Genomic DNA, 14,710 nt, shown 5'->3' with positions numbered 1-14,710 from the left:
TTGTTTTCACTATGGAAGAAAAACACTTATTAAAAATTATTACCAACTATTTCAGAGGTTCTATTTTTGAAAATCATAAAATTAATGTCCTAAAAGAACATTCTAGGTTAAAGTCTTATAAAATAAATCCGATTATAGTTAAATATTTATCTAAAGTTTTAGAAGACGATTTTACCCCTCTCGGCATAGCTAAAGCACTTTATTACCCCAGAGTATTGGGAACTTCGATTACAACATCATTTGGAACAAGAATACAAAAAATGTTTGTTGAACTGGGATTGGCACAAGGTTCTTTAATTCCTGAAATGGATATTGAATTTATTGACAAATTAGATGGAAGAAAAAAATGGTGCCAACTAAAATCAGGGCCAAATACCATAAACTCTGGTGATGTTGGGCCGTTAAAGCGAAAATTTTCTAAAGTTGCTAATTTGGGTAGAACAAACTCAATGACTTTAAATAATTCAGATCTTATTTTAGGTGTTTTATATGGAAATGAAGAACAATTAAGCCAACATTATAAAAAAATAGATGAAACTTACCCTGTAATTATCGGAAAAGAATTTTGGCACAGATTAACGGGCTTTCCTAATTTTTATGAAAAATTAGTCCATGAACTCGATAATATGATTATTAATTTAGATACCGAAGATTTTTTTAAAATAGGTTATACAACTTTGGCCAAAGAAATTGAAGATTCCGACTTGTTCGATTTCTGATAAACCTGATTTAAAAAAGTAACCAGAGAATAGCCTATTTCTTTAGCCAGGTTAACCGGAACAGCATTCCCAATTTGCTTGTACTGCTGTGAAACCGAACCCACAAACTCCCATTCATCGGGAAATGTTTGAATTCTAGCATATTCTCTTACTGTAAACGGTCTTGTCTCTTCTGGATGACACCTTTCTGTTTGTTTTTGAGCTGGGCTACAGGTCAATGTTAAACAAGGTTCATCCCATCCAATACGTCTTGCCATTCCTGTTTTTCCACCACCTAAATAGAAACTTTTTTGCATATATTCTTTCTGAATGTTCAAAGGTAAATCACGCCAATATCCTTTTGGAGGCACTAAATCGAGGACATTTTTTTTATGCTCGGGATACGTTGTTCCTTCAGATTTTGGAACATCGGTTTTATAAAGTGTTCCTTTTTTAAGTGCATCCTCTAAATTGTAAATTTTATCGGACGGTCTTGGGTAATTGTATTCAATATTGATATCCTTTCTAACACCAACCAAAATTAACCGTTCTCTTTTTTGGGGAACTTTATAATTTATAGCCTTCAATACCTGAACAGGAACTACGTTATATCCTATTTCATCGAGAATGGAAATCATCCCTTCCAATGTTTTCCCTTTTTCATGAGATAATAAACCTTTAACATTTTCTCCAACACAAATTACAGGATTTACTTCTTGCACAACCCTTGCAAATTCATAAAACAAAGTCCCTCTGGCATCTTCTAATCCCAATTTTTTACCTGCATAGCTAAATGCTTGGCAAGGAAAACCGCCCGTAACGACATCGACTTTATTTTTATATTCTGAAAAATCAAAATTCTTAATGTCGCCTTCCAAAACATTCCATTTTGGTCTGTTTTTCCGCAACGTTTGGCAAGCCCATTTATCAATTTCATTTAGTGCAACACAATTGATTCCTGCTTTTTCAAGACCAATTCCCAATCCGCCAGCTCCAGCAAACAATTCTAAAACAGTATAATCATTGTCAGGTTTTTCAAAATTATCGTCTGAATTTATAAAACTATTAAACTCAGGAAAAAGCAGTAACTGTTCCTTTTTATAAACCCTGTAATTGCTCATGGGTTCGCGTACAGCAGAAAGTTTACCATCTCTGTCCCACCTTCTGAGTGTTTCCGTATTTTTTCCTAAAATTTCAGCGACTTCTGAAATTGAATAATAATTTTTCATTTACAATAATTGATAACCAAATTACACAACCTTATACATGGTTACAAAATTATAACAATAATTTCGATTATGAATATTAAAAAATATTTATTTCCACAAACTTTCGTTACTTTGTAAACTAAAAAATCAGCATGTCAATAGAAGTACAACAAATCAGTAAAATTTACGGAACGCAAAAAGCATTGAACAATGTTAGTTTTAAAATAAACTCGGGCGAAATCGTAGGTTTTTTAGGGCCAAATGGTGCGGGAAAATCGACCATGATGAAAATTATTACAACTTACATCAATGCTTCGGATGGTGTAGTTATGGTAAATGGACATAATGTGGCTACTGAACCTATATTAGTAAAACAATCTGTTGGGTATTTGCCTGAGCATAATCCGCTGTATTTAGACATGTATGTAAAAGAGTATATACAATTTAACGCTTCGGTACACAGGGTTTCAAAAGAACGGATTCAAGAAGTTATAGAACAAGTGGGTTTAACACCCGAAGCCCATAAAAAAATCGGACAATTATCTAAAGGATATCGCCAACGTGTGGGTTTGGCTGCTGCTTTGTTACACGATCCTGAAGTATTGATTTTAGATGAACCTACAACTGGTTTAGACCCGAATCAATTGGTTGAAATTAGGGGTTTAATCAAAGAAATCGGTAAAACCAAAACTGTATTGTTTTCAACACATATTATGCAAGAAGTTGAAGCGGTTTGTGACCGTGTTATTATCATCAATAAGGGACAAATTGTAACCGATAAAAAACTAAACGAACTTAAAGGAGATAAAGAACAGGTTATTGAAGTCGAATTCGATTTACGTGTTGAACCACAGTTGCTCAATCAAATTCCAAAGTTAAAAAGTGTAGAGAACATCCATGATAATATTTGGCAATTAACATTTAATACAAGCAAAGATATGCGTCCTGCCATTTTCGATTTTGCCCATGACAACGGGTTAAAACTGTTGCAATCTAGCCTTAAAAATCAAGATTTGGAAAGTTTGTTTAGGAGTTTGACAAAATAGCTAGAAGGTCGGAAGTTCACAGTTTAAAAACTGCTTTATATAGGGCGTGGACACCCCTAAAGTCCCCTCAAGGGGACAATAGTTTCGGCAATATATTGTTTTAAGTTTTAAAAATTCAATCTCAAAATTTCACTTCGATCTTCCGTTTTCGGATCTTCCAACTTTAGTTAATAGTATCCTTTGCCTTTTTCTTCTTCCCGAACAAGTCTTTTAGAGCGTCTTTTGCTACATCTTCAACTTTCGGTGTTGTTTTCGGCTTTTTAACGGAATCTGTAGCTACAGAAGTTGTCGTACTATCCTTGGGTTTGTCCTTTCCACCAAGTAAATCCTTCAAAGCATCTCCAACTTTATCTTTGCCCTTATCAATCAATTTTTCCTTTTGTTTGGCTACCAATTGTTTAGTCAAATCGGTTACCGCTGCTTTAAAGTCTGTTTTTATTTCAGGATTGCTAAATTTACCTGTTATCATTGCATTTACAGGTATTTTAATGTTTTCACCTTCTTGCTCGCTTAGTTGGGCTATCAACTTGGTTACATCACTGCCTAAATATTTTGCTGGAACGTTAATTACCGCCTCATAGCCTAAGGTGTTATCAAAACCATGGCCACCACTTACATCAATTTTAATATCCTCATAATTAATAGAAAACGGATTCACTTGCACTTTACCATCTTTAAAAGTCAACGCTGTTTTTAAATCGTTCAAATTCAATTTTTTAGTATCCAAAAAACTAAGTTGTTCTTCTAATTTTGAAATAATTGGCGAATTTTCTGATGAAAGTTTTGAACTCACCAGTTCAGCAATGGCCTTACCAGACAACGTATTCAAATCGGGTGTAAAATTGTCTTTTAAATTCCCTGAAAGACTAATGTTTGTGTTCAATTTTCCTTGTATTACTTTAGCGATTGGTGCTAAGGCTTCCAATAAATTCAGCTGCTTAAACGATTCGTCAATGTTTAGACTGTTCATGTCCAAATTCATCGCAAATGTTGGTATTGCTGTTTTGGTTGATACATTTCCCTCAAAGCCGATAACTCCATTAAATACATTTGATTTCATATTTTTTAAGGTTGCCGTTTGATCTTTTATCAACAACGTACCTGAAACATTTTTTAAAGTAATATTATCATATAAAACCGTATTTGCCTTTGCATCAATAGTACAGTTTAAGAACGATGGAATTTGTATACTTTCTTTTTTGGAAGTATTTTTTTCTGCCTCCTGTTCATCTTCTTTTTTATCCGTTTCAGCTACCATAAAATCATTTATCGAAAAAATATTTGAGTTTAAAGAAAAACGACCTTCAATTTCTTCTTTATTGAACAGAAAACCAATCAAATTGTTAATATTGCCCGTAGCTTGAATGTCCGTCTTTCCCAGCTTCGCATCAAAACTGTTTAGTTTTACCGTTTTAGGACTTAATATTAACGAAGTATTATCAATAACCAATTTATCGCTCAATTCAGCAGAAACATATTCAAAATTCTTTAATGTAAAAGTGCCAGAAGTACGTGTGTTTTCATATTTTTTATTCTCAATAGAATTCATATCAAAGGATGTATTGGCATTGACTGCCAGATTTCCTTTTAAATCCTTAACAACATCTGCGGGATATACTTGCTCTAAATTTGCCAAATTGATATTTCCATCTAAATGGGCTTTAACCTTCATGTTTTCGGTAACTTCGGTCAACTTGGCGGACGCATTGAACACTTCCTTATCCAAACGGAATGATAGCGTATCAATATTTACATAAGTATCTTTTGCCAATCCTGTCTCGTTGGCTATTTTGGTATTGATATTTATATTTTGTAGAGATTTTGGTAAATCAGGATACTTAAACGACGCATTATCCGAATTGATAACAATATCAAATTTTGGGATATGGGTTTCATCAACCACACCTTCAAACTTACCATTAACGTCGAAATTACCTGTGGTCTGAACGCCTTCAATATTTTTTGAATACACTTCGGGAATCAAGGCCAAAAAGTTTTTAAAATCAGAAGAAGGAGTTTTAAAATTAATATTTACCTCTTGGTTTTTTTCATTGATTTTTACAAATCCGTCAAAAACCAATGGCAATTGATTTATCAAAGCTTTGTTTTCTAAAAAAGTGTATTTATTTTCGTTCAAGTCAATGCCGATTAGGGCTTCCAAATCAATTTTGTTATTGTTTAAATAGGCTACACTATCCATTTCCAACGAAATAAGTCCATCAGTTTGGGTCTTTAACTTTGATGTTGCCGCAGATAAATTTCCTTCACCTTTGTGATTAAAGTCATCTAACAAGAAAGTCATTTTGCTTGATGCATCATTATAGGATATTTTACTATTGGTGATGGTATATCCTTCTAAATTCAATTGAGTCGGTTCACTTTCTGGGGTATTTGATGTTTTCTCGGTTTCTTTGGCAATATCGTAATTAGCATTTCCGTTCTCATCAATTTTTATCGCCAAATTAGCCTCTTCAACTGTAAATGTGGTTATGCTGATGTCAGCACCACTTTTAAACAATTGAACAATTGGTAATTTTAAATCAATTTGTTTTGCCTGGAACAAAGTATCACCCTCAAAAGGGGCGTTATTTACCAGTGAAGTATTATTTAATGTTACCTCGGCACTAGGAAAGCTGCTCCAAATACTCAAATCGGCATCCGCAAAGTCTAACGTTCCATTAATATTGTTATTGGCCGTTTTCTTAACCATTTCAATAATTTTCCCTTCAAAAACAATGGGAATAATAAATACAGCAGCTATAATTACCACTAGAATTATTCCAAGTATTTTAACTATTTTCTTCATAAATATTTAACATGAAATTTAATGCAAAAGTACAATACACACATAACGCATTTTAACGCATTAGATTTTATTGTTAGTGCAATTCGCAAAACTAATTTTCATTTGGGAATTGTATTGTTAAGGAAAACGTAAAATATTGTATTTTTGCGACAAATTATAATCTATGGATATTTCTCTAATTCCCAATATAAAACACGCAGAAAGCAACAACTTTTTTCTATTATCTGGGCCTTGTGCCATTGAAGGGGAAGAGATGGCATTACGCATTGCGGAAAAAATAGTTACCCTTACCGATAAATTAGAAATTCCATACATTTTTAAAGGTAGTTTTAAAAAGGCAAACCGTTCCAGAGTAGATAGTTTTAGTGGTATTGGCGATGAAAAAGCCTTGAAAATACTACAAAAAGTAAGCAAAACTTTTGATGTACCCACGGTTACGGACATCCACGAAAGCGGTGATGCCTATTTGGCAGCTCAATTTGTAGATGTATTGCAAATACCCGCATTTTTGGTACGTCAGACCGATTTGGTAGTTGCTGCCGCTAAAACGGGTAAGGTTGTCAACCTTAAAAAAGGGCAATTTATGAGTGCCGAAAGTATGCGACATGCTGTAAATAAAGTAATTGAAAGTGGTAACGACAATGTTATGATAACCGATAGAGGCACAATGTTCGGCTATCAAGATATGATTGTCGACTTTAGGGGCATCCCGACCATGAAACAATTTGGAACTACGGTCTTGGACGTTACACATTCCCTGCAACAACCAAATCAATCTTCCGGAGTTACGGGTGGCAGACCGGAAATGATAGAAACTATTGCCAGAGCTGGAATTGCCACAGGAGTTGACGGCCTCTTTCTAGAAACCCATTTTGATCCTGCCAACGCAAAATCTGATGGTGCGAATATGCTCCACTTAGACCATCTGGAAAAATTGTTGACCAATTTAGTGGCGATAAGGAAGGTGATTAACATACTTTAACATCATAAAAACACAATTTTTTAATTGAAACATTGTTATATAGTTTATTGTGAGACATTTAACTATATACTTATTATTCATACTGTGTTCTAATTTGTTGTTCGGGCAAGAATTCACAATTGCCGGGCATTTAAATTCAGAACGTTCCTCTCATAATTTGTCGGAACAATTCAACAGTGATTTCAATACCGTTGATGCCAAAGTAAGAGATTACGGGGCAAACTACAATAGTTCATCACAATTGGCAGAACAAATCCTAAAAGATTTTGACACCAAAAAGGACAGAATTCGTGCTTTATACACTTGGCTGTGCCTAAATATTCGTTATGATATGGCATCTTTTAAAAGCGGACAGACCGAAATAGGTTTTAGTTATACTTCTAAAGTCGATTTTGATAGAAAAATGAAAGCTATAAACAAGAGTATTGTCAATAAAACCCTAAAGTCAAAAAAAGCGATTTGTGAAGGCTATGCCCAAACGTTTAAAGAAGTTTCTGAGCATTTAGGCATACAGTGTAAACTTATAGGCGGCTACGCCAAAGGTGATGTCACCGATATTAATAATCCACCAGCAGCAGAAAACCATGCTTGGAATACCGTTAAAATAGATAAAAAATGGTATTTGGTGGATGTTACTTGGGGCGCGGGCTCTACTAATGGCAACAGATGGACCGCCAAGTTTGACGATTTTTATTTTTTTACCGATCCTGAAAAGTTTGCCTTAACCCATTATCCTAGTGAAAAAGAATGGTTGCTAACCAACATAGACCTTACCAAGAAACAATTTTTTAGTTTACCTATTTTCAAAAAATCTTTCTTTACCAATAAATTGAAATTGATTTCACCCAAATCTGGTACCATTGAGGTTTCCACAAATAATGATATTACTTTTTTAATGGGCAACATCCCTCAAAATATTAATTTATATTATGCCTTTAAAGGTGATAAATACAGCCAAAAAATACAGGTTAATTGCAATAATGAACAATGTACGTTCAACATTCCCTTTACTAAGAATAGCGATTCAGAATTGTACATTTTCGCTAATCAAAAACCGATTTTGGAGTTTTATGTAAAACGAAAATAAAATTAAAAAAAGAAATCCCAAATTCCAACTTAAAGATAATTGGAATTTGGGATTTGTTTATGTGTTCTAATAGTGTAAACACCCCTAAGGTCCCCTCAAGTGGACAATGGTTATCGATTAAATTCTGTTTTTTAACTTATAAATTCAAAAATTGTTAATTCTGTTCTGGGATTTTCCAATATCGCAGTAACTCTGAACTCATAACTTTTACCCACATTTAGACATGCCGCAACTTTTGCATTTTAGGCAGCCTTCTTCGAAAACCAATCCTTCAGGATCTCCGCACTCACCGCATTTCTTGTCTTTAACTTCTGCATCTTTAGGTATAAAACGTTTTAAGGCTCTTGCAACACCGTTTTTCCAAGTATTGATATGATCGTCGTAAAGGTTTAAATTCTGAATCAAATCGACCACATAAGGCATTGGCATACCATGACGCAATACGCCCGAAATCAATTTGGCATAATTCCAAAATTCTTTATTGAAAGATCTGGACAATCCTTCAATAGTGGTTTTGTAACCATCACTATCAATATACTGGAAATCATATCGTGCCACACCATCTTCATCTCTATTTTTTATAACCCATCCTTTCTCTACCCATTGTGGCAAGTTAAAAGCATCTTTCATTTTACCCGTAAAAATTTCGTAAGGTTTACCTTCGATTAAGCCGATAACCGCTAGCCATTTTTCGGACTCATTATGGAACCTAATAATTTCAGCTTCAATTTTTTCCGGTCTTTTGGCCACTAATGTTTCTTCGGTATAAACCTCATTATTTTCTGTCTTTTCATCCGCTTTAACCAAAATTCCGCTTCTAGAGCCATCTCTGTAAACGGTTATCCCTTTTAAGCCTTGTTTCCATGATTCAATATAAATATCACCTACTTTGTCAACCGTTACGTCAGATGTCAAATTAATGGTAGAACTAATGGAATGTGTAGTATATTTTTGAACCAAAGCTTGCATTTCCACACGTTTGTTCCAGTCAATTTCAGGGGCGGTTGCACCAACATACGGACTATCTTTTACATCGGTTTTGCCAGTTGTGTTCATCCAAGTTTCGTACTTTTTATGATATACAGTAAACTCTTCAAAAGCATCGCCCAAATCATCCACAAAATCAACATTTGCATTTTCGTCGCTCGTATTAACTTTTCTACGGCGTACGTACGACAACAGAAATACTGGTTCAATTCCTGAAGAAACCTGAGCCAACATACTTAACGAGCCAGTTGGAGCCACAGTACTAATTGAAATATTCCTTCGGCCATTTTCCATCATTCTTGCATAAAGATCAGGGAATTCATTGCTCATCATTTGCACAAATTCCGAAGTATCTTCAATATTTCTATTAAATACTTCAAACTGGCCTCTGTTGATAGCCATATCTATACTGCTGTCAAATTCGGCAGTAAATTTTTCCTTGATTATTTTATCAACAACGGTTAAAGCCTCTTCGGTATCAAATTTAATTCCCAAAGCTGCAATTGCATCTGCCAAAGCAGTAAAACCTAAACCGGTTCGTCTTCCTTTTTTACCGGTTTCCGACAATAATTGCCAAATTTCTTTTTCGGTACGTTTTATGTGGTCAGGCTCTGGATCTGCCTCTATTTTTGCCAAAATTTTATCGGCCGCCTCTAATTCCAAATCTACCAAATCATCCATTAATCGTTGCGATTCATACACAACTTCGTAGAACTTTTTAAAATTGAATTTAGCTTTCTTAGTAAAAGGTTCTTCTACAAAACTGAATAAGTTAACAGCAATTAAACGACAACTATCACCTCCTTGCATAGCAATTTCAGAACAAGGGTTAGTAGAACTATTTTTAAATTCAGGATACACCGACGAAGTTGAATAATGATGTTGTTTGTCCCAAAAAATCAATCCTGGTTCGGCTGTATTGTGGGCACATTTTATAATTTTTTGCCACAATTCCTTTGCGTCAATTTCTTTGGTGTATTTTGGTTCGGCACTTTCAATAGGCCATTGCAATGTAAATTTGGTGTCATTTATAACAGCGTTCATGAATTTATCAGATAATCGGATGGAAATATTGGCCCCTGTAACTTTAGTCAAATCTTGCTTGATGGTAATAAAATCCTCAATGTCTGGATGAGCTACATCCATGGTTAACATTAATGCACCGCGACGACCATTTTGAGCCACTTCGCGTGTAGTATTTGAAAACCTGTTCATAAAAGAAACAGCACCCGTGGTAGTACCGGCTGCGTTCGAAACTAAAGCATCTTTTGGACGTAATTCCGATAAATCAACACCCACTCCACAACGTCTTTTAAATAATTGTGCCAATTGTTGATCGGTATAACAAACACCACCATAAGAATCCATTACCGAAGGCACAACGATACAGTTAGAAAGAGAAGCGATTACTTCCTTATTACCTAAACCGTACATAACACTTCCTTGCGGAATTACATATTTAAACTCTTTGAAAAGATCATATATTTTTTCTGTAGTTAATGGTTTTCTCGTTTTTCCATAAGTAGATAAACTGTCTGTAACTTTATCTGTAGGAATGTAATTTTCTTCTATCCTTCCAAACTCTTCCGCCATACGTTTGTGCATTTGATCTGGCGAATTTTCTAAATAATTACCATTTTTATCTTTTAGGCAATATTTGTTAATCCAAGTGGTAGCAGCTAATTCATCATTGTTGAAATAAGCTAACGAAGTCTTTAATACTTCTTGATAATCATAAATTTTGGCTTTGGTTTTGATAGTTTCTACAGACATTTTTCTTTTTTTTAGTAATTTGATTTCTCAAAAATAATACAGAATATTGCTCATTTTAAGAAGATAGGAGATAGTTAATAACAAAATTTTACACAGTTCGTTGAAAACTTTTTTAAGGCATTATTTTAAAAATTGGATAGTTTTTGATAGTTTTTAAAGCGTGCATTTTTCTTGGTCTCAGATAATTTTATTCGTTCTGACTTGTTATTTATAGAACTTTTTATCTTTTACCGCATAAGCATCTTTAAGTATTTCGATTAAAATTTTTTCGTTGATTTCCTTTAATGATTTATACCTCAGCGATTTCATCATTTTACGTTTTGCAGTGGTCATATATTCTAAATTGACGGTTAAATGGGCAGCGTTCCAAAAGCCTAAATCTACAAACCGTTCTTTTTGATTTACGTTTAGATAACAGAAGGGTCTCCCATTAATATAGTAAAATGGAATTCTATATTTGTATTTAAGGTCAACATCTTTAATTGTATTTTCAATGATTACTTGCAAGTGTAATAATATGGAACGATAAGGTTCGGGTTGATTTAAAATATAATTTTCTGCGGGATTCATATTTGTTTTTAGAAACTGCAACTAATTTAAGAAAATCTAAATTTAATCCATAAAAGTTGTACAATTAAAATTTTCAATTAACTTTGCATTTCAAAGTACTTTTATTATGAGTGATAAAGATTATTTAAAAGACATCTCAGAGATTAAAAATATAATGAACCGCTCTACAAGGTTTTTATCTCTAAGCGGGCTCTCGGGCATATTGGCTGGATGCTATGCGTTAATAGGAGCATTTATTACCTATAAAATATTAGAAACATCTAACTATACTTTCGATTATAGTGAAAAAACACTAAGAAGCAACTACGACACAATTGCTAATTTAAAAAGTACTTTAATCGGTCTTGCATTGCTTGTAGCTTTTTTATCGGTTATTTCTGCCTATTTCCTGACCAAACAAAAAGCAAAAAAGAACAACGAAAAAATTTGGACGCCAGCATCTCGTCAACTCTTAAGTAGCTTTGCCATACCCATGATTACGGGAGGTGTGTTTATTTTTCTTCTGGTTCAAAAAGGAATATATGGTATTGCTGCCCCAGCTGCATTGATATTTTACGGATTAGCCTTAATTAATGCAAGTAAATATACATTAAGTCAAGTCAGGTTTTTAGGGTTGCTGGAAATATTATTGGGGTTATTGGCCTTGGTGTTTTTTGGTAATGGATTATTATTCTGGATACTAGGGTTTGGGGTTTTACATATAATTTACGGAGGGTTGATGTACTTTAAAATGGAGAGAAGTAAATAGTGAAAGACATCTTAAAAAATATAAACAAACTTTTTGACCACCGTGTCAGGCTAGGTATTATGTCAGCTCTAATGGTCAATGAATCCTTAGATTTCAATACGTTAAAAGATTTGCTTGATGTAACGGATGGAAATTTAGCGAGCCATATTAAAGCCTTGGAAAAAGCAGATTACGTAAAGATAAGAAAATCGTTTATCGGTAAAAAAACAAATACAAAATATAATGCCACTCATCTGGGCACATTAGAATTTAAAAAACATTTAACCGCCTTAGAGCGGATTATTAATAATAAATCTTAAATTTTTTTATCACAATACTTTGTATTTCAAAGTACTTTTAATTTTAAAATCATGAACAAAAACATTTCATTGCTCGTTGGCTCTTTTTTCTTTAGTCTATTGTTTTTTAAACAAAATCTGGGTCTTAATTTTTTACTATTTTCAATGCTTACTGTTGGTCTTCTCGGAGTTTTTAATGCAAAGAAGTTTATATCAATAAGAGTTATTGTTGCCGTGTTATCTTTTTTAATCATGGCGGGGTTCGTTTTTATTTACAATTCCACCTTAAGTGTACTGTCGTCGATTATTGCTTTCTTTTATCTTTTAGGAACATTGAGCGAAGAAAAATCTTCAGTATATATTCAAATCCTAAATGGGTTTTTCTCCTCAATAGCGGCTGGATTTACCATCTACTATAATCGGCTAATAGACGAAACCAAAGCCGTAAAAAAGAAAAACATCAATTATATCTATTGGTTTAAAATGGTCGGAATTCCAATAATTGTCCTTTTGGTATTTGTTATTTTGTATAGAAGTGCTAATCCATATTTTAATGAACTTTTTAAAAGCATTGACTTTAGCTTTATTAATTTACAATGGGTCTTATTTACCGTATTAGGCTATTTTTTATTACTAAACATTACAAGTCCGCTTAGTATTGAACCGATTACAGAATATGATCTTAAAACTCTCAACACTCTAAACAAAGAAGGTATAAAACCTCAGCCCTTAGAGGATTTAGAGCAAGAAAACCAATTAGGCATTATACTACTTGTACTCTTAAATTTACTAATCCTATTTTTCTTAATTACCGACACCGTATATTTGTCAAGATTAACTGATCTTAATGCTCCTGATTTATCAAAAACCGTGCATGAAGGTATATATGCGTTAATTACTTCAATCTTTTTTGCCATCGGTATAATTCTGTATTTTTTTAGAGGAAACCTTAATTTCTACGAGAAAAATAATAACCTAAAAACACTAACCACTTTGTGGATTGCCCTAAATATTTTCCTAATTTTCATTACTGTCTACAAAAATTACATATACGTAAGTTTTCATGGGTTAACATATAAGAGAATTGGTGTTTTTGTGTATTTGCTACTTGCTCTAATTGGCTTAATAACTACTTTTATTAAAGTATATTCCACATTAAATTTCTGGTTTTTATGTAGAAAGAATATAAGTATCGGACTTCTCTTATTACTTATTTCAACAACTGTAAATTGGGATCAATTAATAACAAAATACAATACGGAATATGCAAACAACACGGATTTTGATTATTTAATAAGCCTTTCTGATAACAACACTTTTATGCTGAAGGAGTTTAAAGATACAACACCCAATAAACCCCCTTTAACTGCTCAAAACAAGATAGAAAACAAATACAGCCAATACCATAGAAGGCTAGAAAATAAGAAATGGCAAGAATTGGTGTTTGATAATTTAAAGCTCGAAAAATGAATGTTCTTTCAAAATCATTGACAACAGCGTTTAAATCTTCTTTGTTGGCATCAGTATTATTTGTCCTGGGAATATATAGTGTCGAAGATACTCCAATAATTATTGTAGAAATTATACCTGCACTCTTAATTGTTTGTGTAATTACATTTACTATAAGCACTATTGCTATATGGGTTACAATTTTGCCTTTTTATTATTTATCATCAGATAAATTAGAGTTAAAGTTTAAGGTCTATTTTCCTTTTTACGCCACACTCTTTTTTAGTATTTGTTTTATTATGGCTATTTCAATCGATTTTATAATAGGTTCCCTAATCTTTGGTATTGCTTACATAACCGCTATGTTCGCTTGGATATGGTTTTTTAAACCCGATAAAAATGAAAAATAATTCTCAAAAAAAGTTACAGCTCTTGCTGTTGTTATTCTCTAGTTATTGCTTAGCTCTAGTACTATTTCGAGCATGGATTACAACATCCTATTTTTATCTATTCCTTATATGGAATTTGATATTGGCTTATGTCCCTTATTGTATTACAACAATAATTAGTAAGGTAAGGCTAAAGAATTTTAGTTTTGTTTCGGCCTTTATAGTTTGGCTGTTGTTTTTACCTAACGCATCGTATATTATTACCGATATTTTCCACCTAAAACATCAAACAAATGTGCCTATCTGGTTTGACCTGTTACTAATATTGTCTTTTGCATTGAATGGTTTATTATTGTTTTTCTTATCTGTTTATGATATGCACAAACATCTTTTAACCAGAGTTTCATTAAAATTAACTTGGCTGATAACAATAGTTACATTATTACTTTCAGGATTTGGTATTTATTTAGGTAGATTTTTAAGATGGAACAGTTGGGATGTCATATCAAACCCAAAATTATTAATGTTAGATATAATTGATAGAATTATTAATCCTTTATCACATCCTGGCACTTGGGGCGTAACTTTTGGGTATGGAATATTATTTTTATTTGGGTTTATATTGTTAAAATTAATACGAGCTGATTATAGAGAAATTGATACAACAAAAAAGCAATGAACTTGTCATT

At 33.1% G+C, this 14,710-nt stretch carries 13 protein-coding genes; 9 read left to right on the top strand and 4 right to left on the bottom strand.

Annotated elements, in window-relative coordinates; all coding sequences use genetic code 11:
- Positions 1-11 precede the first annotated feature (11 nt).
- Positions 12-719 (top strand): PmeII family type II restriction endonuclease, encoded by a 708-nt coding sequence (locus tag UMM65_RS05735; RefSeq protein ID WP_321975529.1) that lies wholly within the window; start codon positions 12-14, stop codon positions 717-719.
- On the opposite strand, the gene dcm is transcribed toward UMM65_RS05735, so the two are convergent.
- On the bottom strand, positions 668-1,927 hold the full coding sequence (dcm, locus tag UMM65_RS05730; RefSeq protein ID WP_321975528.1) for a DNA (cytosine-5-)-methyltransferase: 1,260 nt from the start codon (positions 1,925-1,927) through the stop codon (positions 668-670). The two genes, UMM65_RS05735 and dcm, sit on opposite strands and share 52 nt — an antisense overlap.
- A gap of 131 nt (positions 1,928-2,058) precedes the next feature.
- Between dcm and gldA the strand changes: the two genes are divergently transcribed.
- Complete coding sequence (gldA, locus tag UMM65_RS05725) at positions 2,059-2,952, top strand: gliding motility-associated ABC transporter ATP-binding subunit GldA (protein WP_321975527.1); 894 nt, start codon at positions 2,059-2,061, stop codon at positions 2,950-2,952.
- Positions 2,953-3,115: 163 nt separating this feature from the next.
- Here gldA and UMM65_RS05720 read toward each other — a convergent pair whose 3' ends face one another.
- Positions 3,116-5,758 carry an AsmA-like C-terminal region-containing protein gene (locus UMM65_RS05720; protein ID WP_321975526.1) on the bottom strand — a complete coding sequence of 881 codons (2,643 nt, stop codon included), beginning with the start codon at positions 5,756-5,758 and terminating at the stop codon, positions 3,116-3,118.
- A gap of 163 nt (positions 5,759-5,921) precedes the next feature.
- Here UMM65_RS05720 and kdsA point away from each other — a divergent pair, with 163 nt between their 5' ends.
- Positions 5,922-6,740 (top strand): 3-deoxy-8-phosphooctulonate synthase, encoded by an 819-nt coding sequence (kdsA, locus tag UMM65_RS05715; protein WP_321975525.1) that lies wholly within the window; start codon positions 5,922-5,924, stop codon positions 6,738-6,740.
- A gap of 49 nt (positions 6,741-6,789) precedes the next feature.
- Positions 6,790-7,827 carry a transglutaminase domain-containing protein gene (locus UMM65_RS05710; RefSeq protein ID WP_321975524.1) on the top strand — a complete coding sequence of 346 codons (1,038 nt, stop codon included), beginning with the start codon at positions 6,790-6,792 and terminating at the stop codon, positions 7,825-7,827.
- A gap of 207 nt (positions 7,828-8,034) precedes the next feature.
- Here the strand turns inward: UMM65_RS05710 and UMM65_RS05705 are convergent, their stop codons facing one another.
- Positions 8,035-10,587: an adenosylcobalamin-dependent ribonucleoside-diphosphate reductase gene (locus UMM65_RS05705; RefSeq protein ID WP_321975523.1), complete on the bottom strand. Its 2,553-nt coding sequence runs from the start codon at positions 10,585-10,587 to the stop codon at positions 8,035-8,037.
- Positions 10,588-10,791: 204 nt separating this feature from the next.
- Positions 10,792-11,157 carry a DUF1801 domain-containing protein gene (locus tag UMM65_RS05700; protein ID WP_321975522.1) on the bottom strand — a complete coding sequence of 122 codons (366 nt, stop codon included), beginning with the start codon at positions 11,155-11,157 and terminating at the stop codon, positions 10,792-10,794.
- A gap of 106 nt (positions 11,158-11,263) precedes the next feature.
- Between UMM65_RS05700 and UMM65_RS05695 the strand changes: the two genes are divergently transcribed.
- From UMM65_RS05695 to UMM65_RS05675, 5 genes are read left to right on the top strand one after another with little or no spacing between them, the layout of a single operon-like run.
- A complete protein-coding gene (locus UMM65_RS05695; protein WP_321975521.1) occupies positions 11,264-11,905 on the top strand; it encodes a hypothetical protein in 642 nt (213 codons plus the stop codon).
- A complete protein-coding gene (locus UMM65_RS05690) occupies positions 11,905-12,204 on the top strand; it encodes a winged helix-turn-helix domain-containing protein (RefSeq protein ID WP_321975520.1) in 300 nt (99 codons plus the stop codon). The genes UMM65_RS05695 and UMM65_RS05690 overlap by 1 nt, the downstream gene beginning before the upstream one ends.
- Positions 12,205-12,255: 51 nt before the next feature.
- On the top strand, positions 12,256-13,653 hold the full coding sequence (locus tag UMM65_RS05685; protein WP_321975519.1) for a DUF4153 domain-containing protein: 1,398 nt from the start codon (positions 12,256-12,258) through the stop codon (positions 13,651-13,653).
- Positions 13,650-14,042 carry a hypothetical protein gene (locus tag UMM65_RS05680; protein ID WP_321975518.1) on the top strand — a complete coding sequence of 131 codons (393 nt, stop codon included), beginning with the start codon at positions 13,650-13,652 and terminating at the stop codon, positions 14,040-14,042. Before UMM65_RS05685 ends, UMM65_RS05680 begins: the two co-directional genes overlap by 4 nt.
- Entirely contained in the window at positions 14,032-14,700 is a 669-nt protein-coding gene (locus UMM65_RS05675; RefSeq protein WP_321975517.1) for a DUF1361 domain-containing protein, read from the top strand. Before UMM65_RS05680 ends, UMM65_RS05675 begins: the two co-directional genes overlap by 11 nt.
- Positions 14,701-14,710: the final 10 nt, after the last annotated feature.

The sequence above is a fragment of the Aureibaculum koreense genome (assembly GCF_034296135.1).
Taxonomy (GTDB): Bacteria; Bacteroidota; Bacteroidia; order Flavobacteriales; family Flavobacteriaceae; genus Aureibaculum.
This window is presented reverse-complemented; position numbering and strand designations above follow the sequence as displayed.